The sequence below is a fragment of the Streptomyces sp. NPDC030840 genome, from assembly GCF_055572015.1.
The window spans coordinates 64,357-89,281 of record NZ_JBVIEE010000015.1 but is presented as its reverse complement, the minus strand read 5'-3'; the positions used below and the strand labels follow the sequence as shown (position 1 = coordinate 89,281).

Genomic DNA, 24,925 nt, shown 5'->3' with positions numbered 1-24,925 from the left:
CCCGCTGACTTGTGTTCAGTGCTCCGGTCCGCACTTATGCGTTCCCAACACTCGACGTGTGGTGACAATCGAGCGCAAGGGCGGCGATCGGACGATGGACGACCAAGGGCGAGGGCCGAGCCCCAGCCCTGAGGGCGGCCGGGAGGCGCCCCCCGGCCACCGGCCGCCGGGACCACTGCCGCCAGAATCACTGCCGTCAGGGCCACTGCCGTCAGGGCCACTGCCGTACGAAGGAGTCTGGCGGTTCACCGCCCCGGCTGTCGACGCCTCGGTGCCACGGGCGCGACGAGCCGTCCGTGACCTGCTCGCCCGCCAGGGTGTGCCCGTCACGGCTGACCTGGGGCACGGGCTGCTGCTGATCGTCTCCGAACTGGTGACCAACGCGGTCAAACACGCGGCCCTGCTGTCGCCGACGATCGCCGTGGAGGTGGCCGTCGGAGCCGACTGGGTGCGCGTCGCGGTGGAGGACAACCACCCCTACCGGCCGACCGCCCTGGAGGCCGACCACGCCCGGACCGGCGGCCGGGGGCTGTTACTGGTCCGGGAGATCGCCCGGGAGGCGGGCGGCCTGTGCGACGTCGAGCACACCGCGAGCGGCGGCAAGGTGATCTGGGCCACCGTACCGCTGTACCCCGTGCGCCTCGCCCAGGCCGCCCCGGCTACCAGCCCGCGGACGGGCCCGTCAGCTCCCTGACCGCCGGCCGCGCCGCGTCCAGCACGGTCATGAACCAGGACGAGAACGGATCCTTCGCATGCCGCTCCGCCAGTTCACCGGGCGTCACGAAGGCCGTCGCCCCGACCTCCTCGGAGTCGGGCCGCGGCGGGGACTGCACCAGGCCCACGAAGAGGTGGTTGAACTCCTGCTCCACCAGGCCCGAGTGCGGATCCGGGTGGTTGTAGCGGACGGTGCCCGCCTCGGCGAGCAGCGACGGGGAGACCCCGAGCTCCTCGTACGTCCGCCGGGCCGCCGCCGCGAAGGGCGCCTCGCCGGGGTACGGGTGGCCGCAACAGGTGTTCGACCAGACGCTGGGGGAGTGGTACTTGCCGAGGGCGCGCTGCTGGAGCAGCAGCCGTCCGCGCTCGTCGAAGAGGAACACGGAGAAGGCCCGGTGCAGTTGCCCGGGCGGTTCGTGGGCGGCCAGCTTCTCCGCCGTGCCGATGGTGGTGCCGTCCTCGTCGACCAGTTCCAGCAGGATCGCTTCCGCGGCGCCGTTCTGTGAACTGTGCATCGCGGTGGCAGGTGTGATCGGCATGCCCGTCCTTCGCCTCGTTCGTCGAGTCTCAAGTCTGCCGTACGAAACCGGCACTCCCGGCACTTCGCGCCACCCCGCATGTCCCGCCCCGGCACCCCGGAGCGGGACACGCGAGCCGCTCGGACGGGCCGCGGATCAGACGCCGAAAGCGGCGGGATACCTGATCGTGCCCGGTGCCACGGACGCGGAACGGCTCAGGACGAGCGCCATCATCGCCTCGTCCGGCACGTCGAATCCGGGCCGGATGCCGTACTCCGAAGCGGGCAGGAAGCCGAAGCGCGGGTAGTACTCCGGGTGCCCGAGCACGAGCACGAGCCGCTCACCGCGCCCCCGTGCGGCCTCCAGCACCGCGCGCACGACGGCCGCTCCCGCTCCCCGCCGCTGCCACTCGGGCCGTACGGCGACGGGCGCGAGCGCGAGCGCTGGCACCTCGTCGACGTGACAGCGGGTGATCAGCGCGTAAGCCGCGACGGCGCCGTCCGGACCCTCGGCGACGTACGAGAGGCCCGGCAGCCAGGCCCCGGGATCGGCGCGCAGCGCCTCCACCAGGTCCGCCTCCTCCGCCCTGCCGAAGGCAGCGGCCGTCAGCTCGTACACCTCGGCACGGTCGGCGGGGGCCTCCGGGCGCGTGTGCCACGAGACGGGCGGCTGCGGGATGTGTTCGGAGTTGTCGATGGTGTCGGTCAACGTGAAAACCCTTGGGTGAGAGGGCCGGGCCGACGTCTCGACGAGATGACGCGAGCGGGTCAGCCGCGGGCCCGGGAAGTGGGGACACACGAGTCGCTGCGCAGGGCAGCGCCGAACGCGACAGTCATCAACCCACCTCCTCGGATCACCGGCCACGCTAGCACCCGGTGCGGCCCACCCACGCGCCGTCCGGACGGGAACCTCAGTGGCAGAGCTTCGCCTCGTGCTCCGCGTGACCGCTCGGTTCCAGCTGGAAGGTGCAGTGCTCGACGTCGAAGTGATCCCCCAGGCAGCCCTGGAGCTCGTGCAGCATCTTCTCGTTGCCGATCGCGCCGAGCGTCTCGGGGCTGACGACCACGTGCGCGGAGAGGACCGGCATACCGGAGGTGATGGTCCAGGCGTGCAGGTCATGGACGTCCTCGACGCCCGGCAGCGCCAGGATGTGCGCCCGTACCTCCGCCATGTCGACGTCCTTGGGGGCCGACTCCAGCAGTACGTCGAGGGTCTCGCGCAGCAGCTTCACCGTACGGGGGACGATCATCAGGCCGATGACCAGCGAGGCGATCGGGTCGGCGGCCTGCCAGCCCGTCGTCAGGATGACCAGCCCGGAGACCAGTACCGCCACGGAACCCAGCGCGTCCGCCACCACCTCCAGGAAGGCGCCCCGCACGTTCAGGCTCTCCTTCTGTCCCCGCATCAGCAGCGTGAGCGAGATCATGTTCGCCACCAGACCGATCAGCGCGAACGTGATGGCGAGCCCGCCCTTGGTCTCGGCCGGCGTGATGAAACGCTCGACGGCCTCGTACAGCAGGTAGCCGCCGACGCCGAGCAGCAGCAGACAGTTGGCGAGCGCGGCAAGGATCTCCGCGCGTGCGTACCCGAACGTGCGCTTGTCGCTCGCCGGGCGGCCCGCGAAGTGGATCGCGAGCAGCGCCATCGCCAGGCCCACGGCGTCGGTGGCCATGTGGGCGGCGTCCGCGATGAGCGCGAGCGAATCGGCGAGGACGCCGCCGACGATCTGGAGCACCATGACGGTGAGCGTGATCGACAGCGCGACCCGCAGCTTCCCGCGGTACGCCGCTGTCGCCGTACCGCCGGCCGGCGCTCCGTGCGCGTGCCCGTGATCGTGCCCAGCCCCCATGATTTTCGCCCTCCGGCCTCTTGAAGGTCTGTTCGGGATCACCAGTGAACTACGGGTGGGGGGTATGTGGCAACGCGGCACTGAACACCGTTGTCATGTGCCCTGACCTGCGGAAACGAACCGCAGGTCAGAACGCCGGAGAGATCATCCGCCGTGGTGCAGCCGCCACCCGGCCCAGGCCGACTCGACCATCTCGCGCATCCCGCGCCGCGCCGTCCAGCCCAGTTCCCGGGCGGCTCGTTCGGCCGAGGCGACCGCGCGCGGGGCGTCCCCCGGGCGACGCGGCTCGACGAGCGGGGGACGCCGGTCACCGGTCACCTCACCGATGAGAGTGATGAGTTCACGGACCGAAACACCCTCCCCGCGGCCGATGTTGACCGTCAGATCGCCCGTGGCGCCGTCGGCCAGCCGCCGGGCCGCCGCGACGTGCGCCTCGGCGAGGTCGGCGACGTGGATGTAGTCGCGGACGCAGGTGCCGTCCGGCGTCGGGTAGTCGTCGCCGAAGACGCGCGGGACCTCGTCGCGGGTGAGCCGGTCGAAGACCATCGGGACTATGTTGAAGACGCCCGTGTCGGCCAGCTCCGGCGCCGCCGCGCCCGCCACGTTGAAGTAGCGCAGGCACACGGTCGCGATGCCGTGGGCCCGGCCCGCCGCCCGCACCAGCCACTCCCCGGTGAGCTTCGTCTCGCCGTACGGGTTCACCGGCGCGCACGGGGTGTCCTCGGTGATGAGCTCCACGTCCGGGTTGCCGTACACGGCCGCGGACGAGGAGAACAGGAAGCGCCTGACGCCCGCCTCGGCCACCGCTTCCAGCAGTGTCGCGAGACCGCCCACGTTCTCCTGGTAGTAGCGCGTCGGCTGCGCCACGGACTCGCCCACCTGCTTACGAGCCGCGAGATGCACCACGCCCGTCACGGAGTGCTCGGCCAGCACCCGCTTCAGCAGGTCGCCGTCCAGCGCCGAACCCAGCACCAGCGGGATCTCCCCGGGGAGCCGGGCCGGCACGCCGGCCGACAGATCGTCGAGCGCCACCACGCGCTCCCCGGCACCGGCCATGGCCAGCGCCACGTGTGCCCCGATGTATCCGGCCCCGCCTGTGATCAGCCACGTCATGGCACCCCACTCTAAGCTGCGGCCCGCGCCCCGTGCGGAATGCTACACATTGCCCTGATCTGCGAAGACATGTGCGACGGCGGTTTGTCGAGCGGCCCGGAAATCCCCGATGATGATCGCGGCAGCAGGCGCAGCAGACCGGGTTGAGCAGGCCGTGAACGGCCGGTGAACGCTCCATTCCCACCATCCGATAGCCTCTGCCGACACGCCGCCCGGCCACCGTGGGCCAGGGGTGCCCCCGCACGCACACGCCCGGCGCCACCGCGTCGGCACCCAGGGAGTGAGTTCGTCTGTCGACCGCCATCCTCACCGGTCAGCCGGTTCCCGGATCGTCGCTGGAGGGCGATCTGCGGTCGCTGGGGTTCGACGTGCGGATCGCCTCGGACGCCGGTGACGCCGAGACGCTCCTCGCGAGGGTTCCCGCCGGACACCGGGTCGCCCTCGTCGACGCCCGCTTCGTGGGCCACGTCCACGCGCTGCGCCTCGGCCTGACCGACCCCCGCTTCCCGGCCGCCGCGCTGCCCGGCGCCGTGACCGTCCAGCCCGCCGCCCGGCAGGCCCTGACCCGCGCGGTGGCCCGCGCGGGCTCCACGACCACGGGCAGTACCGCCCTCGCCGTGGACAACCTCGCCGACCGCCTTGCCGACGCCCTGGACGCGGACGGCGTCCCCGTGCACCGCCCCGACCTCGGCACCCTCGTCGCCGAGGTCCCCGCCGACCCCCAGGCACGCAACGAGGCCCGTCAGGCCGTGGCCGCCGTCGACGACGAGGCCGTCCGGCTGCGTACGGCCGTGAAGTCCCGCGACGGCTTCTTCACCACGTACTGCGTCAGCCCCTACTCGCGCTACATCGCCCGCTGGTGCGCCCGCCGGGGTCTGACTCCGAACCAGGTCACCACGGCCTCCCTGCTCACCGCCCTCATCGCGGCGGGGTGCGCGGCCACCGGCACCCGCGGCGGATTCGTCGCGGCCGGCGTACTGCTCATCCTCTCCTTCGTCCTGGACTGCACCGACGGTCAGCTCGCCCGCTACTCGCTGCAGTACTCGACGCTCGGCGCCTGGCTCGACGCCACCTTCGACCGCGCCAAGGAGTACGCCTACTACGCGGGTCTCGCCCTCGGCGCGGCGCGCGGCGGTGACGACGTGTGGGCGCTCGCCCTCGGCGCGATGGTCCTGCAGACCTGCCGTCACGTCGTCGACTTCTCCTTCAACGAGGCAAACGCCGACAGTACGGCCGCGACCGCCAACGCCAGCCCCACCGCGGCCCTTTCGGGCAGACTCGACAGCGTCGGCTGGACGGTGTGGGCGCGCCGGATGATCGTGCTCCCCATCGGCGAACGCTGGGCGATGATCGCCGTACTGACGGCGGCCACCACGCCGCGCATCACTTTCTACGCACTGCTCATCGGCTGCGCGTTCGCTGCGACTTACACCACAGCGGGCCGTGTGCTGCGGTCGTTGACGCGCAAGGCACAGCGCACGGACCGGGCGGCGCGGGCGCTCGCGGACCTCACCGACTCGGGCCCGACGGCCGAACTCCTGCTCCGGATCGCACCCGGCCGGGCGGCCGTACGCGGTCCCGCGTATGTGGCCTTCGCCGCGGGTGCCCTCCTCGTCGGTGTCACCTCGGCCGTCCCGTACGGCAGTTGGTGGCCCGTGCTGACCGCCGCGGTCTACGTGCTGCTGTCGCCCGTCGCCTTGGCCAGGCCCCTCAAGGGCGCCCTGGACTGGCTCGTTCCCCCCTTCTTCCGCGCCGCCGAATACCTGACTGTCCTGGTCCTGGCGGCCAAATCCGATGTGAACGGGGCCCTTCCAGCGGCTTTCGGGCTGGTGGCGGCCGTCGCCTACCATCACTACGACACGGTGTACCGCATCCGCGGCGACGCCGGCGCGCCGCCGCACTGGCTGGTGCGGGCGATCGGCGGGCACGAAGGCAGGACGCTGCTGGTCACCGTCCTGGCCGCGCTGCTCGCGCCCACAGAGTTCAAGGTCGCGCTCACGGTGCTCGCCGTGGCCGTGGCGCTGCTGGTGCTCGCCGAGAGCATCCGCTTCTGGGTGACTGCCCATAAAACCGGCGCACCCGCCGTACACGATGAAGGAGAACCCGCATGATCGGCCTCGTGCTGGCGGCCGGCGCCGGACGGCGTCTGCGCCCCTACACCGACACGCTGCCCAAGGCGCTGGTGCCGGTGGGACCGGAGGGCAACGAGGACAGCCTCACTGTGCTCGACCTCACGCTCGGCAACTTCGCCGAGATCGGCCTGACCGAGGTCGCGATCATCGTCGGCTACCGCAAGGAGGCCGTGTACGAGCGGCGCGAGGCCCTGGAGCAGAAGTACGGCCTCAAGATCACCCTCATCGACAACGACAAGGCCGAGGAGTGGAACAACGCCTACTCCCTGTGGTGCGGCCGTGACGCCATCAAGCACTCGGTGATCCTCGCCAACGGCGACACCGTGCACCCGGTCTCCGTGGAGAAGACCCTGCTCGCCGCCCGCGGTGACGGCAAGAAGATCATCCTCGCCCTCGACACCGTGAAGTCCCTCGCCGACGAGGAGATGAAGGTCGTCGTCGGCCCCGAGGGCGGCATGACGAAGATCACCAAGCTGATGGACCCGGCCGAGGCGACCGGCGAGTACATCGGTGTCACCCTCATCGAGGGCGAGGCCGCCGACGAGCTGGCCGACGCGCTGAAGACGGTCTTCGAGACCGACCCGCAGCAGTTCTACGAGCACGGCTACCAGGAGCTCGTGAACCGCGGTTTCCGCATCGACGTCGCGCCCATCGGCGACGTCAAGTGGGTCGAGATCGACAACCACGACGACCTCGCCAAGGGACGTGAGATCGCGTGCCAGTACTGACGAGGCTCATTCCCTCGCCGATCGTCGTCGACATCCGCGCCGGTGCGCTCGACGACCTGGCGGCGGTCCTCGCGGACCAGCGGATCTCGTCCTCCGGCCGGCTGGCCGTGGCGATCAGCGGCGGCTCCGGCGCCAGGCTGCGCGAGCGGGTCACCCCCGCGCTGCCCAAGGCGGACTGGTTCGAGGTCGGCGGCGGCACGCTGGACGACGCGATCAAGCTGGCCGACGCCATGAAGCGCGGGCACTACGACGCGGTCGTGGGCCTCGGCGGCGGCAAGATCATCGACTGTGCCAAGTTCGCCGCCGCCCGGGTCGGGCTGCCCCTGGTCGCCGTCGCGACGAACCTGTCGCACGACGGCCTGTGCTCGCCCGTGGCGACCCTCGACAACGACGCGGGCCGCGGCTCGTACGGTGTGCCGAACCCGATCGCCGTCGTCATCGACCTGGACGTGATCCGCGAGGCCCCCGTCCGCTTCGTGCGCTCCGGCATCGGCGACGCCCTGTCCAACATCTCCGCGGTCGCGGACTGGGAGCTCGCGGCCCGCGAGAAGGGCGAGGCCATCGACGGTCTCGCGGCCGCCATGGCCCGCCAGGCGGGCGAGGCCGTGCTGCGCCACCCCGGCGGCGTCGGCGACGACGGCTTCCTGCAGGTGCTGGCCGAGGGCCTGGTCCTCACCGGTATCTCCATGTCGGTCGCCGGCGACTCGCGCCCCGCCTCGGGTGCCTGCCACGAGATCAACCACGCCTTCGACCTGCTCTTCCCCAAGCGCGCCGCCAGCCACGGCGAGCAGTGCGGCCTGGGCGCGGCCTTCGCGATGTACCTGCGCGGGGCGAAGGAGGAGGCGGAACTCATGGCGGAGGTGCTGCACCGCCACGGCCTGCCCGTCCTGCCGGACGAGATCGGCTTCACGGCGGACGAGTTCGTACAGGTCGTGGAGTTCGCCCCGCGGACCCGGCCCGGCCGCTACACGATCCTCGAACACCTCGACCTGTCCACCGACCAGATCAGGGACGCGTACGCCGACTATGCCAAAGCCATCGGTAGCTGAACTCCGCCCGGTCGTTCACCCCCCGGGTGTGAAGGACCGGCGGAGCGGCGAGCACTGGGCCGGCCGGCTCTACATGCGCGAGATCTCGCTGCGCATCGACCGGCACCTGGTGAACACGCGGGTCACGCCCAACCAGCTGACCTACCTGATGACCGTGTTCGGCGTCCTCGCCGCCCCGGCCCTGCTGGTGCCGGGGGTCCCGGGCGCCCTCCTCGGCGTACTGATGGTGCAGCTCTATCTGCTGTTCGACTGCGTCGACGGCGAGATCGCCCGCTGGCGCAAGCAGTACTCGATGGCCGGCGTCTACGTGGACCGGGTCGGCGCCTACCTGTGCGACGCCGCCGTGCTGGTCGGCTTCGGCCTGCGCGCCGCCGACCTGTGGGGCTCCGGGCGGATCGACTGGCTGTGGGCCTTCCTCGGCACCCTCGCCGCCCTCGGCGCCATCCTGATCAAGGCCGAGACCGATCTGGTCGGGGTCGCCCGGCACCAGACGGGCAAGGCGCCTGTCGAGGAGTCGGCGTCCGTGCCGCGCTCCTCCGGCATGGCGCTGGCCCGCCGGGCCGCCGCCGCGCTGAAGTTCCACCGGCTCGTCCTCGGCGTCGAGGCGTCGCTGCTCATCCTGGTCCTCGCGGTCCTGGACCAGGCCAGGGACGACCTGTTCTTCTCACGGCTCGGTGTCGCCGTACTGGCCGGCATCGCGCTGCTGCAGACGCTGCTGCACCTGGTGTCCATCCTTGCCTCGAGCAGGCTGAAGTGAGCAGCGGTATGAAGGTCGGCGCGGTGATCATCACCATGGGCAACCGCCCCGACGAGCTGCGCGCCCTCCTCGACTCGGTCGCCAAGCAGGACGGTGACCGGGTCGAGGTGGTCGTCGTCGGCAACGGCTCCCCGGTGCCGGAGGTCCCCGACGGCGTACGCACCGTCGAGCTGCCCGAGAACCTCGGCATCCCCGGCGGCCGCAACGTCGGCATCGAGGCCTTCGGCCCCGGTGGCACCGACGTCGACATCCTGCTGTTCCTCGACGACGACGGACTGCTGGCGCGCAACGACACCGCCGAGCTGTGCCGCGAGGCCTTCGCGGCCGACCCGGAACTGGGCATCATCAGCTTCCGCATAGCCGACCCGGACACCGGCGTCACCCAGCGGCGCCACGTGCCCCGCCTGCGGGCCTCCGACCCGATGCGTTCCTCCCGGGTGACCACGTTCCTCGGCGGCGCCAACGCCGTCCGGACGAAGGTCCTCGCCGAAGTGGGCGGACTTCCGGAGGAATTCTTCTACGCACACGAGGAAACCGACCTGGCATGGCGGGCCCTCGACGCGGGCTGGATGATCGACTACCGGTCCGACATGGTGCTGTACCACCCCACGACCGCGCCCTCCCGGCACGCGGTCTACCACCGGATGGTCGCGCGCAACCGGGTCTGGCTCGCGCGCCGCAACCTCCCCGCGCTCCTGGTGCCGGTCTACCTGGGCGTCTGGCTCCTGCTGACGCTGGTCCGCAGGCCCTCACGGCCCGCCTTGAAGGCCTGGCTGGGCGGCTTCAAGGAGGGCTGGACGACCGGGTGCGGCCCCCGCCGGCCCATGAAGTGGCGTACGGTGTGGCGTCTGACCCGACTGGGCCGACCACCCGTCATCTGACAACCTCGATATCTGAGAGCATTCGGCGGTACCCGGGAGCCGGGTTTCTGCCTGGGCCCGACCAGCCTGTGCACTTTTGAGGACGAAAGTTTCCACTTGTGAGTGAGACAACGCATGACGGCGGAGTCGCCGTGAGCGACCGACCGTCGCCCGACGAGGGACTCTCCGCCGCCGAGCTGGCCGCCAAGTACGGACTCGCGGTCAGCGGAGCCCGGCCCGGGCTCGGTGAGTACGTCCGCCAGCTCTGGGGGCGGCGCCACTTCATCCTCGCCTTCTCCCAGGCGAAGCTCACCGCCCAGTACAGCCAGGCCAAGCTCGGCCAGCTCTGGCAGGTGGCGACCCCGCTGCTCAACGCGCTGGTGTACTTCCTGGTCTTCGGCCTGATCCTCGGCGCGGACCGGGGCATGGGCAGAGAGGTCTACATCCCGTTCCTGGTCACGGGTGTTTTCGTCTTCACCTTCACGCAGAGCTCGGTCATGGCGGGCGTCCGCGCGATCTCCGGCAACCTCGGCCTGGTGCGCGCGCTGCACTTCCCCCGCGCCTCGCTGCCGATCTCGTTCTCCCTGCAGCAGCTCCAGCAGCTGCTCTTCTCGATGATCGTGCTGTTCGTCGTGGCGGTGTCCTTCGGCAGCTACCCGCGTCTGTCCTGGGTGCTGATCATCCCGGTGCTCGCCCTGCAGTTCCTCTTCAACACCGGGTTGGCGATGATCATGGCCCGGATGGGCGCGAAGACCCCCGACCTCGCCCAGCTGATGCCGTTCGTCATGCGGACCTGGATGTACGCGTCGGGCGTGATGTTCTCCATCCCGATCATGCTTGAGGGCAAGCCCGCGTGGATCGCCGACGTCCTGCAGTGGAACCCCGCTGCCATCTACATGGACCTCATGCGCTTCGCCCTGATCGACGGCTACGGTTCGGAGAACCTGCCCCCGCACGTCTGGGCGGTCGCGGGCGGCTGGGCCGCGCTCGTCGCGCTCGGCGGCTTCGTGTACTTCTGGAAGGCGGAGGAGCGGTACGGCCGTGGCTGAGCAACGCATTCCCACCGTCATCGCGGACGAGCTGCACATCGTCTACCGCGTCAACGGCGCCAGGACCGGAAAGGGCAGCGCGACCGCGGCCCTGTCCCGCATCCTCAAGCGCGGCGAGGAGCGCGGTGTGCGCAAGGTGCACGCCGTGCGCGGCGTTTCCTTCACCGCCTACCGCGGTGAGGCCATCGGTCTGATCGGCTCCAACGGCTCCGGCAAGTCCACTCTGCTGCGTGCCATCGCCGGCCTGCTCCCCGCCGAGAAGGGCAAGGTCTACACCGACGGCCAGCCCTCGCTCCTCGGCGTCAACGCGGCCCTGATGAACGACCTGACCGGCGAACGGAACGTCATATTGGGCGGGCTCGCGATGGGCATGTCCCGTGAGCAGATCAAGGAGCGCTACCAGGAGATCGTCGACTTCTCCGGCATCAACGAGAAGGGCGACTTCATCACCCTGCCGATGCGCACGTACTCCTCCGGCATGGCGGCGCGTCTGCGCTTCTCCATCGCGGCGGCGAAGGACCACGACGTCCTCATGATCGACGAGGCCCTCGCCACCGGTGACCGCAAGTTCCAGAAGCGCTCCGAGGCCCGCATCCGCGAGCTGCGCAAGGAGGCCGGCACCGTGTTCCTGGTGAGTCACAACAACAAGTCGATCCGCGACACGTGCGACCGCGTCCTGTGGCTGGAGCGCGGTGAGCTGCGGATGGACGGGGCCACCGAGGAGGTCCTGAAGGAGTACGAGAAGTTCACCGGCAAGTAGCCGGTACGCCTTGCCACCAGCACACACCCGACCCCGCCGGAACGCCTCCGGCGGGGTCCGGTGCGCCGAGCACGATCAGGCCGGACTCCAGGAGAGGGTCCCGTACGGCAAAGAAGAACCCAACTCCGGTTCACCTCGGGAAGCTTGGGACCAATCGGTGTGCTCTTGTGATGTGCAGGACACCCCGACGGAGCAGGGCACGTAGTACAACGTAAGCTGTACCGGTGTCGAATCGCGGCAAGTAGGGCCATAATGCGCGACACCCGGCAACCGCTGCGCCGAGCCGACCGCTGGGCGGCGTGTCCGAAATAGTGTGAATTGGGTCGGCAGTGTAGAACGGGAGATGTGACGGCCATGGCTACGGAAACTCCCCACCTCCGCGACGCTCCTGCCGTCCCCGCGCCGGGTGACGAGCGGTGACCGAAGCCGGGACGGCGCGCACCGGCGACCCGGAGCGCGGCACCCTCGACAAGGCCGCGTCCGAGAACTTTCCCGTGGCGCCGTTCTTCCTGCCCAGGGCCTGGCGCACCGACCTCATGGCCGTCTACGGCTTCGCCCGCCTCGTCGACGACATCGGTGACGGCGACCTCGCGCCCGGCGGCGCCGACGCCCGTCTGCTGGGGCTGTCCCCGCAGGAGGCCGAGGACCGGCTCGTCCTGCTGGACGCCTTCGAGGACGACCTGCGCCGGGTGTTCGACGGGGTGCCCCGCCACCCGCTGCTCCGCCGCCTCCAGCTCACCGTCCGCCGCCGCTCCCTGACGCCCGAGCCGTTCCTCCGCCTGGTCGCCGCCAACCGTCAGGACCAGGTCGTCCGGAGATACGAGACCTACGACGACCTCCTCGCCTACTGCGAACTGTCCGCCAACCCCGTCGGCCACCTCGTCCTCGCCGTCACCGGTACCGCCACCCCCGAGCGCGTGCGCCGCTCCGACGCCGTCTGCACGGCCCTGCAGATCGTCGAGCACCTCCAGGACGTGGCCGAGGATCTCGGCCGCGACCGGGTCTATCTGCCCGCCGCGGACATGAAGCGCTTTCACGTCCAGGAGGCGGATCTCGCCGCGACCACGGCAGGCGCATCGGTGCGCGCCCTGGTTGCATACGAAGCACAACGCGCCCGTGACCTGCTGAATGAAGGCGTCCCCCTGGTGGGTAGCGTGCACGGCAGGCTGAGGCTGCTCCTTGCGGGGTTCGTGGCGGGGGGAAGGGCGGCGATCCGCGCGATCGCCGCCGCCGAATACGACGTACTTCCCGGCCCGCCCAAGCCCGGCAAGATCCGACTGCTGCGCGAGGTGGGCGTGACTCTGCGAGGAGAGGGGTGATCCGGACCGTGGAGCCCGACCGGCACACGTCCGCACCGGTACTCGCCGCCTACAGCTACTGCGAGGCCGTCACCGGACAGCAGGCCCGAAACTTCGCGTACGGCATCAGACTGCTGCCGACGTCGAAGCGCCGCGCGATGTCCGCGGTCTACGCGTTCTCGCGGCGCGTCGACGACATCGGCGACGGCGCGCTCTCGCCCGGCACCAAGGTGGAAAGGCTCGAGGACACCCGGGCCCTGCTCGCCCGGGTCCGCGAGGACGGGGTCGACGAGGACGAGACCGACCCGGTCGCGGTCGCCCTCGCCCACGCGAGCAAACAGTTCCCGATCCCGCTCGGCGGCCTCGACGAACTCATCGACGGCGTCCTGATGGACGTCCGCGGCGAGGTGTACGAGACCTGGGACGACCTCAAGGTCTACTGCCGGTGCGTGGCGGGTGCCATCGGTCGTGTCTCCCTGGGTGTGTTCGGCACGGAACCGGGAGCGCGCGGCGCCGAGCGCGCCCCCGAGTACGCCGACACGCTGGGGCTCGCGCTGCAACTCACCAACATCCTCAGGGACGTTCGCGAGGACGCCCAGGGCGGGCGCACCTATCTGCCCGCCGACGATCTCGCCAAGTTCGGCTGCTCGGCCGGGTTCAGCCGGCCGGTCCCGCCGCCCGACTCCGACTTCGCGGGCCTCGTCCACTTCGAAGTGCGCCGGGCCCGCGCTCTCTTCGCCGAGGGCTACCGGCTGCTGCCCATGCTCGACCGGCGCAGCGGCGCCTGTGTCGCCGCCATGGCCGGCATCTACCGCCGCCTCCTGGACCGCATCGAGCGCGAGCCGGAGGCCGTGCTGCGCGGGCGTGTCTCGCTGCCGGGGCGGGAGAAGGCGTACGTCGCCGTCCGCGGACTGTCCGGGCTCGACGCCCGCCACATGTCCCGCCGGACCGTCAGCCGGGCTGTCAGGAGGCGCGTCTGATGGGCAATCCGGTGCAATGTGGCTCCATCGGTGAAAAGTGGCATGCAACCCTCCGCCGCCCGGCCGCGTCCCAGACTGCGACGGCCCGCCGTGGAGCGTTCACGCACCACGGCCAGGCCGCGGGGGAGGGTGCGCGATGACGGACGGCACACAGCCCGAGGAGCCGCTCGCCGCGGACGGTCCGGGCCGCCCGGTGCGGGAGGCCGTCGTGGTCGGCGGAGGGCTCGCCGGGATCACCGCCGCGCTGTCGCTGGCGGACGCCGGAGTGCGGGTCACCCTGCTCGAAGGGCGGCCACGGCTCGGCGGACTGGCGTTCTCGTTCCGGCGCGGCGACCTGACCGTCGACAACGGCCAGCACGTGTACCTGCGCTGCTGCACCGCGTACCGCTGGTTCCTCGACCGCGTCGACGGGACCGCGCTCGCCCCCTTGCAGGACCGGCTCGACGTGCCCGTCCTCGACGTCGCGGCCCGGCCGGGACGGCGGCTCGGCAGACTGCGGCGCGACGCGCTGCCCGTGCCGCTGCATCTGGGGCGCAGCCTCGCCACGTACCCGCACCTCTCGCTCGCCGAGCGCGCCAAGGTGGGGCGTGCCGCACTGGCGCTCCAGGCGCTCGACCTCGCGGACCCCGCGCTGGACTCACGGGACTTCGGCAGCTGGCTGGCCGCGCACGGTCAGTCGGCGCGTGCCGTCGAGGCACTGTGGGACCTCGTGGGGGTCGCCACCCTCAACGCGGTGGCCCAGGACGCGTCCCTCGGGCTCGCCGCGATGGTGTTCAAGACGGGTCTGCTGTCCGACCCGGGCGCGGCCGACATCGGCTGGGCGCGTGTCCCGCTGGGCGAACTGCACGACCGGCTGGCCCGCAAGGCGCTCGACTCGGCGGGTGTCCGCACCCTGCTCCGCACCCGCGTCACCTCCATCTCCCCGCAGGGCAACGGGCGTTGGGTGGTTCAGGTGCCCGGCGAGATGATCGAGACGGACGCCGTCGTCCTCGCCGTACCCCAGCGAGAGGCGCACGACCTGCTGCCCGCGGGCGCGCTCGACCACCCCGGGCGGCTGCTGGAGATCGGCACCGCGCCGATCCTCGACATCCATGTGGTGTACGACCGGAAGGTGCTCGACAAGCCGTTCTTCGCGGCGCTCGGCACCCCGGTGCAGTGGGTCTTCGACCGGACGGAGGCGTCCGGGCTGAGTGAGGGCCAGTACCTGGCGCTGTCGCAGTCGGCGGCGTGGGACGAGATCGACGCACCCGTGTCCGCCCTGAGGGAGCGGTACCTGCCGGAGCTGGAGCGGCTGCTGCCCCACACCCGTGGCGCGGGCGTGCGGGACTTCTTCGTGACCCGGGAGCGCACGGCGACGTTCGCTCCCACTCCCGGCGTCGGGCGGCTGCGGCCCGGCGCCCGCACCAAGGCCCCCGGCCTCTACCTGGCCGGAGCGTGGACCGCCACAGGGTGGCCCGCGACCATGGAGAGTGCGGTCCGCAGCGGCATCAGCGCGGCGGACGCCGCACTGGGCGCCCTGGGCCGGCCCCGCGACCACCTCTTCGACTTCGAGGAGGCGGCGTGATGCTCGACGAGCGACGCGAGGCGGCCCCCCGCACCTCCCGCACCGCAACAAGAGGAGAGACTGTGCCCACTGTGCCCCCGGCCTCCACGGCCGCGCGAGAGACCGCGGTGGACGTGACCGCGCTCCTGGAGCGCGGCCGGAACCTGGCCACCCCGGTGCTGAGGGCGGCCATCGACCGACTGGCGCCGCCCATGGACACGGTCGCCGCCTACCACTTCGGCTGGATCGACGCCGAGGGCAATCCCGCCGACGGCGACGGCGGCAAGGCTGTACGTCCCGCGCTCGCCGTGCTGTCCGCCGAGGTCACCGAGGCGGCACCCGAGGTCGGCATCCCCGGCGCGGTCGCGGTCGAGCTGGTGCACAACTTCTCGCTGCTGCACGACGACCTGATGGACGGCGACGAACAGCGCCGCCACCGCGACACGGTCTGGAAGGTGCACGGCCCGGCCCAGGCCATCCTCGTCGGCGACGCCCTCATGGCGCTCGCCAACGAGATCCTCCTGGAGCTCGGCACCGTGGAGGCCGGCCGTGCCACCCGCCGGCTCACCACGGCCACCCGCGCCCTCATCGACGGCCAGGCCCAGGACATCTCCTACGAGCACCGCGACCGCGTGAGCGTCGGGGAGTGCCTGGAGATGGAGGGCAACAAGACCGGAGCCCTGCTCGCCTGCGCCTGCTCGATCGGCGCGGTCCTCGGCGGCGCCGACGACCACACGGCCGACACGCTGGAGAAGTACGGTTACCACCTCGGCCTCGCCTTCCAGGCCGTCGACGATCTGCTGGGCATCTGGGGCGACCCGGTGGCCACCGGCAAGCAGACCTGGAGCGACCTGCGCCAGCGCAAGAAGTCCCTGCCGGTCGTGGCCGCGCTCGCGGCGGGCGGCCAGGCCTCCGAGCGGCTCGGCGAGATCCTCGCCGCCGACGCCAAGAGCAGCGACGTCGAGAGCTTCTCCGAGGAGGAGTTCGCCGCCCGCGCGGCCCTCATCGAGGAGGCCGGAGGGCGCGACTGGACCGCCGAGGAGGCCCGGCGTCAGCACCGGACCGCCCTCGACGCCCTGGACGAGATCCGGATGCCGGACCGGGTGCGGGACCAGTTCGTGGCGCTCGCCGACTTCGTCGTCGTACGAAAGAGATGACCACTACAGGGAAAGAGTTGATCCCTATCGGTCGAATAACCCTCGCGTAGTCGCCGGCCGGTGCCTCGGGCACGGGGAAAGCACCGGCCGACGGCGGACCCGCAGCAGAGACGCACCACTGCACGAAGGGGAAGCCATGACAGCGACGACCGACGGAAGCACCGGGGCACCACCGCCCCGAGCCGCCTCGGCCAGCGAATCCGACACCGACACCGAATCCGACATCGACACCCCAGGGGCGGCAGGGGACACGGATGCCGCCGTGCGCGCGGTATCGCGCGCCACCGACTTCCTTCTCTCGCGCCAGGACGCCGAGGGCTGGTGGAAGGGCGACCTGGAGACCAACGTCACCATGGACGCCGAGGACCTGCTCCTCCGCCAGTTCCTGGGTGTCCGCGATGAGAAGACGACCCAGGCCGCCGCCCTCTTCATCCGCGGCGAACAGCGCCAGGACGGCACCTGGGCCACCTTCTTCGGCGGTCCCGGTGAACTCTCCACCACCATCGAGGCGTACGTCGCCCTGCGCCTGGCCGGAGACGCCCCGGACGCCCCGCACATGGCGAAGGCCTCGGAGTGGATCCGCGACCAGGGCGGCATCGCCGCGTCGCGTGTCTTCACCCGGATCTGGCTCGCCCTGTTCGGCTGGTGGAAGTGGGAGGACCTGCCCGAACTCCCGCCGGAACTCATCTACTTCCCGAAGTGGATGCCGCTCAACATCTACGACTTCGGGTGCTGGGCGCGGCAGACCATCGTGCCGTTGACCATCGTCTCGGCGAAGCGGCCGGTGCGGCCCGCGCCCTTCCCGCTCGACGAACTGCACACCGACCCCGGCCATCCGAACCCCAGCAAGCCGCTCGCTCCCGCGGCGAGTTGGGACGGCGTCTTCCAGCGGCTCGACAAGGTCCTGCACGGCTACCACAAGGTGGCCCCGAAGAGACTGCGCCAGGCGGCCATGAACAGCGCGGCCCGCTGGATCATCGAGAGGCAGGAGAACGACGGCTGCTGGGGCGGCATCCAGCCCCCGGCCGTGTACTCACTGATCGCGCTCCACCTGCTGGGCTACGACCTCCAGCACCCCGTCATGCGGGCGGGACTGGAGTCGCTGGACCGGTTCGCCGTGTGGCGTGAGGACGGGGCCCGGATGATCGAGGCCTGCCAGTCACCGGTGTGGGACACCTGTCTCGCGACCATCGCCCTCGTCGACGCCGGGCTGCCCGCCGACCACCCGCGGCTGGTGAAGGCCGCGGACTGGATGCTCGGCGAGGAGATCGTCCGGCCCGGGGACTGGGCGGTCCGCAGACCCGGACTCCCGCCCGGTGGCTGGGCGTTCGAGTTCCACAACGACAACTACCCGGACATCGACGACACCGCCGAGGTCGCCCTCGCGCTGCGCCGGGTCAAGCACCCCGACCCCGAGCGCGTGAACAACGCGATCGCGCGAGGAGTGCGCTGGAACCTCGGCATGCAGTCGAAGAACGGCGCGTGGGGTGCCTTCGACGTCGACAACACCAGCCCGTTCCCCAACAAGCTCCCCTTCTGCGACTTCGGGGAGGTCATCGACCCGCCGTCCGCCGACGTCACCGCGCACGTCGTCGAGATGCTGGCCGTGGAAGGGCTCGCCCACGACGAGCGCACCCGCCGCGGCATCGAGTGGCTGCTCGCCGAACAGGAGCCGAACGGTTCGTGGTTCGGGCGCTGGGGCGTCAACTACGTGTACGGCACGGGGTCGGTGGTCCCGGCACTGGTGGCCGCCGGGCTGCCCGCCTCGCACCCCGCGATCCGCCGGGCCGTCGCGTGGCTGGAGACCGTGCAGAACGACGACGGCGGCTGGGGCGAGGACCTGCGTTCCTACCGCGACACCGCCGCGTGGAGCGGAAAGGGCGCCTCCACCGCCTCCCAGACCGCGTGGGCCCTCCTCGCGCTGCTGGCGGCGGGGGAGCGGGACTCCAAGACCGTGGAGCGCGGGATCGCATGGCTCGCGGGCACCCAGCGGGAGGACGGCTCCTGGGACGAGCCGTACTTCACGGGAACCGGCTTCCCGTGGGACTTCTCGATCAACTACCACCTCTACCGGCAGGTCTTCCCGCTGACCGCGCTCGGCCGGTACGTCCACGGTGAGCCCGCCGTCATCAAGGCGCCGGCCGGGACGACGGCCAAGGGGAGCTGACGTGAGCGACGCTCCCGACCCGGCCCCGCTGCTGATCGCCTGCGCGCTCGGCATCGAGCGCCTCGCCCTGCGCAGGGCTGAGCGGGGCGGTGCGGGACTCCCGGTCACCGTGCTGCGCACCGGAATGGGGCCCAGGGCCGCCGAGCGCTCGGTCACCCGGGCGCTCGGCGAGCGGGCGATGCGCGGGGCCGCCGTCCTGGCCACCGGTTTCTGCGCCGGGCTCGCCCCGGGCATGCACCCCGGTGACCTGGTCGTCGCGGAGGAGGCCCGGGGCCCGCACGGCGCCGTCACGCCGTGCGAGGGCACCGACCTGCTGGTCAAGGAGTTGGTACGCGCCGTGCCGGGGCGCGCCGTGCACACCGGGCCGCTCACCGGTTCGGACCACGTCGTACGCGGGCACGAACGAGCGGAACTGCTCGCCACCGGCGCAATCGCCGTCGACATGGAATCCGCCGCCACGCTCCACAGCGCCCTGCGCCAGGGAGCACGCCCGGTTGCGGCCGTCCGAGTGGTCGTGGACGCTCCAGAACATGAACTCGTCCGGATCGGCACGGTGCGCGGTGGAATATCAGCTTTCCGTGTTCTTCGTGCCGTCGTTCCCGCTTTCTTCGAATGGCACCGATCTTTGCCGCTCCCCAGGAGGTGAGCCAGATGGCCATGCCGCTCCGACAGTCCATCAAGGTCGCGACCTATCTCTTTGAACAGAAGCTGCGCCGACGGGACAAGTTTCCGCTCATCGTCGAACTCGAACCGCTGTTCGCCTGCAATCTGAAGTGCGAGGGCTGCGGGAAGATCCAGCATCCGGCCGGCGTGCTGAAGCAGCGCATGCCGGTGGCACAGGCCGTGGGAGCGGTGCTCGAGTCCGGGGCGCCGATGGTGTCCATCGCGGGCGGCGAGCCTCTGATGCACCCTCAGATCGACGAGATCGTACGGCAGTTGGTCGCCAGGCGGAAATACGTCTTCCTGTGCACCAACGCACTGCTGATGCGCAGGAAGATGGACGGTTTCACGCCCTCACCGTACTTCGCGTTCGCCGTGCACATCGACGGGCTGCGCGAGCGGCACGACGAGTCCGTGGCGAAGGAGGGGGTCTTCGACGAGGCCGTGGAGGCCATCAAGGAGGCCAAGAGGCGCGGCTTCCGGGTGACCACCAACTCGACCTTCTTCAACACCGACACCCCGCAGACCGTCATCGAGGTGCTCAACTACCTCAACGACGACCTCAAGGTCGACGAGATGATGATCTCGCCCGCCTACGCCTACGAGAAGGCCCCCGACCAGGAGCACTTCCTCGGCGTGGAGCAGACCCGCGAACTGTTCAGGAAGGCCTTCGCGGGCGGCAACCGGCGCCGCTGGCGGCTCAACCACTCGCCGCTGTTCCTCGACTTCCTCGAGGGCAAGGTCGACTTCCCGTGCACCGCCTGGGCGATCCCCAACTACTCGCTGTTCGGCTGGCAGCGCCCCTGCTACCTGATGAGCGACGGGTACGTCCCGACGTACCGGGAGCTCATCGAGGAGACCGACTGGGACAAGTACGGCCGCGGCAAGGACCCGCGCTGCGCCAACTGCATGGCGCACTGCGGCTACGAGCCGACCGCCGTCCTCGCCACCATGGGGTCCCTGAAGGAGTCGCTGCGCGCCATGCGCGAGACCGTCTCCGGCAACCGCGAGACAGCCCCGGGAAACCGCGGGTCCGCCTCCGGGAACCACGGGTGATGCCATGACCGCCGTATCCCTGGGCGTTCCCGAAGTGCCCGTCCGGCCGATCGCTCAGCGCCGCCTCTCGCGGCAGATCCAGGTCGGGCCGGTGGCCGTGGGGGGCGGGGCCCCGGTGTCGGTGCAGTCGATGACGACGACGCGTACGTCGGACATCGGCGCCACCCTGCAGCAGATCGCGGAGCTCACCGCGTCCGGCTGCCAGATCGTCCGTGTCGCCTGCCCGACGCAGGACGACGCGGACGCGCTCGCCACCATCGCGCGCAAGTCGCAGATCCCCGTGATCGCGGACATCCACTTCCAGCCCAAGTACGTGTTCGCCGCGATCGAGGCGGGCTGCGCGGCGGTCCGGGTGAACCCCGGGAACATCAAGCAGTTCGACGACAAGGTCAAGGAGATCGCGCGGGCGGCGAAGGAGCACGGCACCCCGATCCGTATCGGCGTCAACGCCGGCTCGCTCGACAGGCGGCTGCTGAAGAAGTACGGCAGGGCCACGCCCGAGGCTCTGGTCGAGTCGGCGCTGTGGGAGGCGTCGCTCTTCGAGGAGCACGACTTCCGGGACATCAAGATCTCCGTCAAGCACAACGACCCGGTGGTGATGGTGGGCGCCTACCGGCAGCTCGCCGCCCAGTGCGACTATCCGCTGCACCTGGGGGTAACCGAGGCCGGTCCGGCCTTCCAGGGCACCATCAAGTCCGCCGTGGCCTTCGGGGCGCTGCTGAGTGAGGGCATCGGCGACACGATCCGGGTCTCGCTGAGCGCGCCGCCCGCCGAGGAGGTCAAGGTCGGCATCCAGATCCTGGAGTCCCTCGGGCTGAGGCAGCGGCGGCTGGAGATCGTGTCCTGCCCGTCGTGCGGGCGGGCGCAGGTGGACGTGTACAAGCTGGCCGACGAGGTCACGGCCGGTCTGGAGGGGATGGAGGTGCCGCTGCGCGTCGCCGTCATGGGCTGTGTCGTCAACGGTCCCGGAGAGGCGCGGGAAGCGGACCTGGGGGTCGCCTCCGGCAACGGAAAGGGGCAGATCTTCGTGAAGGGGGAGGTCATCAAGACCGTGCCCGAGTCGAAGATCGTGGAGACCCTGATCGACGAGGCGATGAAGATCGCGGAGCAGATGCGGCAGGACGGCGTCGCGGCGGGGGAGCCGGCCGTCACCGTGAGCCGGACAAACTGAACAGCACCAACCGAGAGGGGGCCCGAGCGTGACGATGCTGGAGAACATCCGGGGACCACGCGACCTGAAGGCGCTGTCCGAGGCGGAACTCGGTGAACTGGCCGACGAGATCCGGGAGTTCCTGGTGCACGCGGTCGCCAGGACCGGCGGGCACCTGGGGCCCAACCTGGGGGTGGTGGAACTGTCCATCGCGCTCCACCGGGTCTTCGAGTCACCCGTCGACCGCATCCTGTGGGACACCGGCCACCAGAGCTATGTGCACAAGCTGCTGACAGGACGCCAGGACTTCTCCAAGCTGCGCGGCAAGGGAGGCCTGTCCGGCTACCCCTCCCGCGAGGAGTCCGAACACGACGTCATCGAGAACAGCCACGCCTCCACCGCCCTCGGCTGGGCGGACGGGCTCGCCAAGGCCCGCCAGGTGCAGGGGGAGAAGGGCCATGTCGTCGCGGTCATCGGTGACGGCGCCCTCACCGGCGGCATGGCATGGGAGGCGCTCAACAACATCGCGGCCGCCAAGGACCGCCCGCTGATCATCGTCGTCAACGACAACGAGCGCTCGTACGCCCCGACGATCGGCGGCCTCGCCAACCACCTCGCGACCCTGCGCACGACCGACTCCTACGAGCAGTTCCTGGCCTGGGGCAAGGACGTCCTGCTGCGGACACCGGTCATCGGCACCACCCTCTACGAGTCGCTGCACGGCGCGAAGAAGGGCTTCAAGGACGCCTTCGCCCCGCAGGGCATGTTCGAGGACCTCGGTCTGAAGTACGTCGGGCCGATCGACGGGCACGACCTGGGGGCCGTGGAGTCCGCGCTCCGGCGCGCGAAACGCTTCCACGGGCCCGTGCTGGTCCACTGCCTCACCGAGAAGGGCCGCGGGTACGAGCCCGCCCTCGCCCACGAGGAGGACCACTTCCACACCGTCGGCGTGATGGACCCGCTCACCTGCGAGCCGCTGTCACCAGCGGGCGGGCCCTCCTGGACCTCGGTCTTCGGCGACGAGATCGTCAGGATCGGGGAAGAGCGCGAGGACATCGTGGCGATCACGGCGGCGATGCTCCACCCGGTGGGGCTCGGCGGGTTCGCGGAGCGGTTCCCCGAGCGTGTGTGGGACGTGGGGATAGCCGAGCAGCACGCCGCGGTGTCGGCGGCCGGACTCGCGACGGGCGGCCTCCACCCGGTCGTCGCCGTCTACGCCACCTTCCTCAACCGGGCCTTCGACCAGCTTCTGATGGACGTCGCGCTGCACCGCTGCGGGGTCACCTTCGTGCTGGACCGGGCCGGCGTCACGGGAGTCGACGGCGCGTCGCACAACGGCATGTGGGACATGTCGATCCTCCAGGTCGTACCGGGGCTGCGCATCGCGGCGCCGCGGGACGCCGGCCAACTGCGCGCCCAACTGCGCGAGGCGGTCGCCGTCGACGACGCGCCGACGCTGGTCCGCTTCCCCAAGGAGTCGGTGGGGCCGGAGATCCCGGCGGTCGACCGCGTGGGCGGCATGGACGTGCTCCACCGCTCACCGGACCGCCCGGAGGTGCTGCTGGTGGCCGTCGGTGTCATGGCCCCGGTCTGCCTCCAGGCGGCGCAACTGCTCCAGGCGCGCGGCACCGGCTGCACCGTCGTCGACCCGCGCTGGGTCAAGCCCGTCGACCCCGCGCTGCCCCGGCTCGCCGCCGAGCACCGGGTGGTGGCCGTGGTGGAGGACAACAGCCGGGCGTCCGGCGTCGGCGCGGCGGTCGCGCTGGCCCTCGGCGACGCCGACGTGGACGTGCCCGTACGGCGGTTCGGCATCCCGGAGCAGTTCCTCGCGCACGCCAAGCGGAGCGAGGTACTGGCCGACATCGGCCTCACACCGGTCGAGATCGCCGGGCGGATCAGCGCCTGCCTGGCCGCCAAGGACGAGCTCGCCAAGGAGAAACAGGAATGACCACCGCGGAACCCGCAGCCGGGACAGAGGAGTTCGACCTCGGCAGACTCCTGGCCGAGCGCGGGGCCGAGCGCTACGAGCTCCACGCCCGGCACCTCAACCACCAGCTCCCGCGCATGCTGCACACCATCGGTTTCGACAAGGTCTACGAGCGGGCCGAGGGCGCGCACTTCTGGGACGCTGAAGGCAACGACTACCTCGACATGCTCGCCGGGTTCGGGGTGATGGGCCTCGGCCGCCATCACCCCGTGGTCCGCAAGGCGCTGCACGACGTCCTCGACGCATCCCTCGCCGACCTCACCCGCTTCGACTGCCAGCCGCTGCCGGGACTGCTCGCGGAGAAGCTCCTCACCCACAGCCCGCACCTGGACCGCGTGTTCTTCGGCAACAGCGGCACGGAGGCCGTGGAGACCGCGCTGAAGTTCGCCCGGTTCGTGACCGGCAGACCGCGCGTCCTGTACTGCGCGCACGCCTTCCACGGGCTGACCACCGGCTCGCTGTCCGTGAACGGCGAGCCGGGCTTCCGGGACGGGTTCGCCCCGCTGCTGCCCGACACGCCGGTCCCGCTCGGCGACCTCGACGCCCTGGCGGAGGAACTGAAGAAGGGCGACGTCGCCGCCCTCATCGTCGAACCCATCCAGGGCAAGGGCGTGCACGAGGCCCCGCCGGGCTACCTGAGTGCCGCCCAGGAACTGCTGCGCAGGCACAAGGCGCTGCTCATCGCCGACGAGGTGCAGACCGGGCTCGGACGCACCGGGGACTTCTACGCCTACCAGCACGAGGACGGCGTGGAGCCGGACCTCGTGTGTGTGGCGAAGGCGCTCTCGGGCGGGTACGTACCGGTCGGTGCCACCCTCGGCAAGGACTGGATCTTCAAGAAGGTCTACTCGTCGATCGACCGTGTCCTCGTGCACTCGGCGAGCTTCGGCTCCAACGCCCAGGCCATGGCGGCGGGCCTCGCCGTGCTGTCCGTCATGGAGAACGAGCAGATCGTCGCGGGGGCCCGCGCGACGGGGGAGCGGCTGAAGTCCCGGCTCGCGGCGCTCGTCGACAAGTACGAGCTGCTCAGCGACGTACGCGGCCGGGGTCTGATGATCGGCATCGAGTTCGGAAAGCCGAGGTCACTGGGGCTGCGCAGCCGGTGGACCATGCTGCAGGCCGCGCGCAAGGGCCTGTTCGCCCAGATGGTCGTCGTACCACTGCTGCAACGGCACCGCATCCTCACCCAGGTCTCCGGCGATCACCTGGAGGTCATCAAGCTGATCCCGCCCCTCGTCATCGGCGAGCGGGACGTCGACCGTTTCGTCGACGCCTTCACCGACGTGATGGACGACGCGCACAGCGGCAGCGGACTGATGTGGGACTTCGGGAAGACCCTGGTGAAGCAGGCGGTGGCCAACCGCTGAGCCGGCCCTCACAGGGGCCTGCCGCGGGCTT

Annotated in this window: 23 protein-coding genes; 19 read left to right on the top strand and 4 right to left on the bottom strand. The window is 70.9% G+C overall.

Going from position 1 to position 24,925, the window contains the following annotated elements:
* Positions 1 to 94 precede the first annotated feature (94 nt).
* Positions 95 to 694: an ATP-binding protein gene (locus tag ACZ49J_RS28795; protein WP_467453014.1), complete on the top strand. Its 600-nt coding sequence runs from the start codon at positions 95 to 97 to the stop codon at positions 692 to 694.
* Here the strand turns inward: ACZ49J_RS28795 and idi are convergent.
* From idi to galE, 4 genes are all read right to left on the bottom strand, one after another.
* Positions 660 to 1,253 (bottom strand): isopentenyl-diphosphate Delta-isomerase, encoded by a 594-nt coding sequence (gene idi / locus ACZ49J_RS28790; protein ID WP_467452875.1) that lies wholly within the window; start codon positions 1,251 to 1,253, stop codon positions 660 to 662. The genes ACZ49J_RS28795 and idi overlap by 35 nt on opposite strands.
* Before the next feature lie 135 nt (positions 1,254 to 1,388).
* Positions 1,389 to 1,940 carry a GNAT family N-acetyltransferase gene (locus ACZ49J_RS28785; RefSeq protein ID WP_467452874.1) on the bottom strand — a complete coding sequence of 184 codons (552 nt, stop codon included), beginning with the start codon at positions 1,938 to 1,940 and terminating at the stop codon, positions 1,389 to 1,391.
* Positions 1,941 to 2,142: 202 nt separating this feature from the next.
* Positions 2,143 to 3,081 carry a cation diffusion facilitator family transporter gene (locus tag ACZ49J_RS28780; RefSeq protein WP_467452872.1) on the bottom strand — a complete coding sequence of 313 codons (939 nt, stop codon included), beginning with the start codon at positions 3,079 to 3,081 and terminating at the stop codon, positions 2,143 to 2,145.
* Between the two features lie 144 nt (positions 3,082 to 3,225).
* Positions 3,226 to 4,194, bottom strand: a complete 969-nt coding sequence (gene galE, locus ACZ49J_RS28775) for a UDP-glucose 4-epimerase GalE (protein ID WP_467452871.1) — start codon at positions 4,192 to 4,194, stop codon at positions 3,226 to 3,228.
* Positions 4,195 to 4,484: 290 nt separating this feature from the next.
* On the opposite strand from galE, the gene ACZ49J_RS28770 reads away from it, so the two are divergent.
* From ACZ49J_RS28770 to ACZ49J_RS28685, 18 genes are all read left to right on the top strand, one after another.
* Positions 4,485 to 6,305 carry a DUF5941 domain-containing protein gene (locus ACZ49J_RS28770; RefSeq protein ID WP_467453013.1) on the top strand — a complete coding sequence of 607 codons (1,821 nt, stop codon included), beginning with the start codon at positions 4,485 to 4,487 and terminating at the stop codon, positions 6,303 to 6,305.
* Complete coding sequence (locus ACZ49J_RS28765; RefSeq protein ID WP_099966170.1) at positions 6,302 to 7,054, top strand: phosphocholine cytidylyltransferase family protein; 753 nt, start codon at positions 6,302 to 6,304, stop codon at positions 7,052 to 7,054. The genes ACZ49J_RS28770 and ACZ49J_RS28765 overlap by 4 nt, the downstream gene beginning before the upstream one ends.
* Positions 7,042 to 8,103 (top strand): iron-containing alcohol dehydrogenase family protein, encoded by a 1,062-nt coding sequence (locus tag ACZ49J_RS28760; RefSeq protein ID WP_467452870.1) that lies wholly within the window; start codon positions 7,042 to 7,044, stop codon positions 8,101 to 8,103. The genes ACZ49J_RS28765 and ACZ49J_RS28760 overlap by 13 nt, the downstream gene beginning before the upstream one ends.
* 28 nt (positions 8,104 to 8,131) lie before the next feature.
* On the top strand, positions 8,132 to 8,860 hold the full coding sequence (locus tag ACZ49J_RS28755; protein WP_467452869.1) for a CDP-alcohol phosphatidyltransferase family protein: 729 nt from the start codon (positions 8,132 to 8,134) through the stop codon (positions 8,858 to 8,860).
* 8 nt (positions 8,861 to 8,868) lie between these two features.
* A complete protein-coding gene (locus ACZ49J_RS28750) occupies positions 8,869 to 9,741 on the top strand; it encodes a glycosyltransferase family 2 protein (RefSeq protein WP_467453011.1) in 873 nt (290 codons plus the stop codon).
* A 98-nt stretch (positions 9,742 to 9,839) separates the two neighbouring features.
* On the top strand, positions 9,840 to 10,769 hold the full coding sequence (locus ACZ49J_RS28745; RefSeq protein WP_467452868.1) for an ABC transporter permease: 930 nt from the start codon (positions 9,840 to 9,842) through the stop codon (positions 10,767 to 10,769).
* Positions 10,762 to 11,529, top strand: coding sequence for an ABC transporter ATP-binding protein (locus ACZ49J_RS28740; protein ID WP_467452867.1), 768 nt, complete (start codon positions 10,762 to 10,764; stop codon positions 11,527 to 11,529). Before ACZ49J_RS28745 ends, ACZ49J_RS28740 begins: the two co-directional genes overlap by 8 nt.
* A gap of 416 nt (positions 11,530 to 11,945) precedes the next feature.
* Positions 11,946 to 12,848 carry a squalene synthase HpnC gene (hpnC, locus tag ACZ49J_RS28735; RefSeq protein WP_467452866.1) on the top strand — a complete coding sequence of 301 codons (903 nt, stop codon included), beginning with the start codon at positions 11,946 to 11,948 and terminating at the stop codon, positions 12,846 to 12,848.
* A complete protein-coding gene (gene hpnD, locus ACZ49J_RS28730) occupies positions 12,845 to 13,807 on the top strand; it encodes a presqualene diphosphate synthase HpnD (RefSeq protein ID WP_467452865.1) in 963 nt (320 codons plus the stop codon). Before hpnC ends, hpnD begins: the two co-directional genes overlap by 4 nt.
* Entirely contained in the window at positions 13,807 to 13,947 is a 141-nt protein-coding gene (locus ACZ49J_RS28725; protein WP_467452864.1) for a DUF6380 family protein, read from the top strand. The genes hpnD and ACZ49J_RS28725 overlap by 1 nt, the downstream gene beginning before the upstream one ends.
* A complete protein-coding gene (gene hpnE / locus ACZ49J_RS28720) occupies positions 13,944 to 15,371 on the top strand; it encodes a hydroxysqualene dehydroxylase HpnE (RefSeq protein WP_467452862.1) in 1,428 nt (475 codons plus the stop codon). Before ACZ49J_RS28725 ends, hpnE begins: the two co-directional genes overlap by 4 nt.
* Positions 15,371 to 16,507 carry a polyprenyl synthetase family protein gene (locus ACZ49J_RS28715; protein ID WP_467452860.1) on the top strand — a complete coding sequence of 379 codons (1,137 nt, stop codon included), beginning with the start codon at positions 15,371 to 15,373 and terminating at the stop codon, positions 16,505 to 16,507. Before hpnE ends, ACZ49J_RS28715 begins: the two co-directional genes overlap by 1 nt.
* Positions 16,508 to 16,643: 136 nt before the next feature.
* Entirely contained in the window at positions 16,644 to 18,674 is a 2,031-nt protein-coding gene (gene shc / locus ACZ49J_RS28710) for a squalene--hopene cyclase (RefSeq protein WP_467452859.1), read from the top strand.
* 1 nt (position 18,675) lies between these two features.
* Entirely contained in the window at positions 18,676 to 19,320 is a 645-nt protein-coding gene (locus ACZ49J_RS28705) for a phosphorylase family protein (protein ID WP_467452857.1), read from the top strand.
* A gap of 5 nt (positions 19,321 to 19,325) precedes the next feature.
* Positions 19,326 to 20,390: an adenosyl-hopene transferase HpnH gene (gene hpnH, locus ACZ49J_RS28700; protein ID WP_467452856.1), complete on the top strand. Its 1,065-nt coding sequence runs from the start codon at positions 19,326 to 19,328 to the stop codon at positions 20,388 to 20,390.
* 4 nt (positions 20,391 to 20,394) lie between these two features.
* Positions 20,395 to 21,561: a flavodoxin-dependent (E)-4-hydroxy-3-methylbut-2-enyl-diphosphate synthase gene (gene ispG, locus ACZ49J_RS28695; protein ID WP_467452855.1), complete on the top strand. Its 1,167-nt coding sequence runs from the start codon at positions 20,395 to 20,397 to the stop codon at positions 21,559 to 21,561.
* 28 nt (positions 21,562 to 21,589) lie between these two features.
* Positions 21,590 to 23,488 carry a 1-deoxy-D-xylulose-5-phosphate synthase gene (dxs, locus tag ACZ49J_RS28690; protein ID WP_467452854.1) on the top strand — a complete coding sequence of 633 codons (1,899 nt, stop codon included), beginning with the start codon at positions 21,590 to 21,592 and terminating at the stop codon, positions 23,486 to 23,488.
* Complete coding sequence (locus tag ACZ49J_RS28685) at positions 23,485 to 24,894, top strand: aspartate aminotransferase family protein (RefSeq protein WP_467452851.1); 1,410 nt, start codon at positions 23,485 to 23,487, stop codon at positions 24,892 to 24,894. Before dxs ends, ACZ49J_RS28685 begins: the two co-directional genes overlap by 4 nt.
* Positions 24,895 to 24,925: the final 31 nt, after the last annotated feature.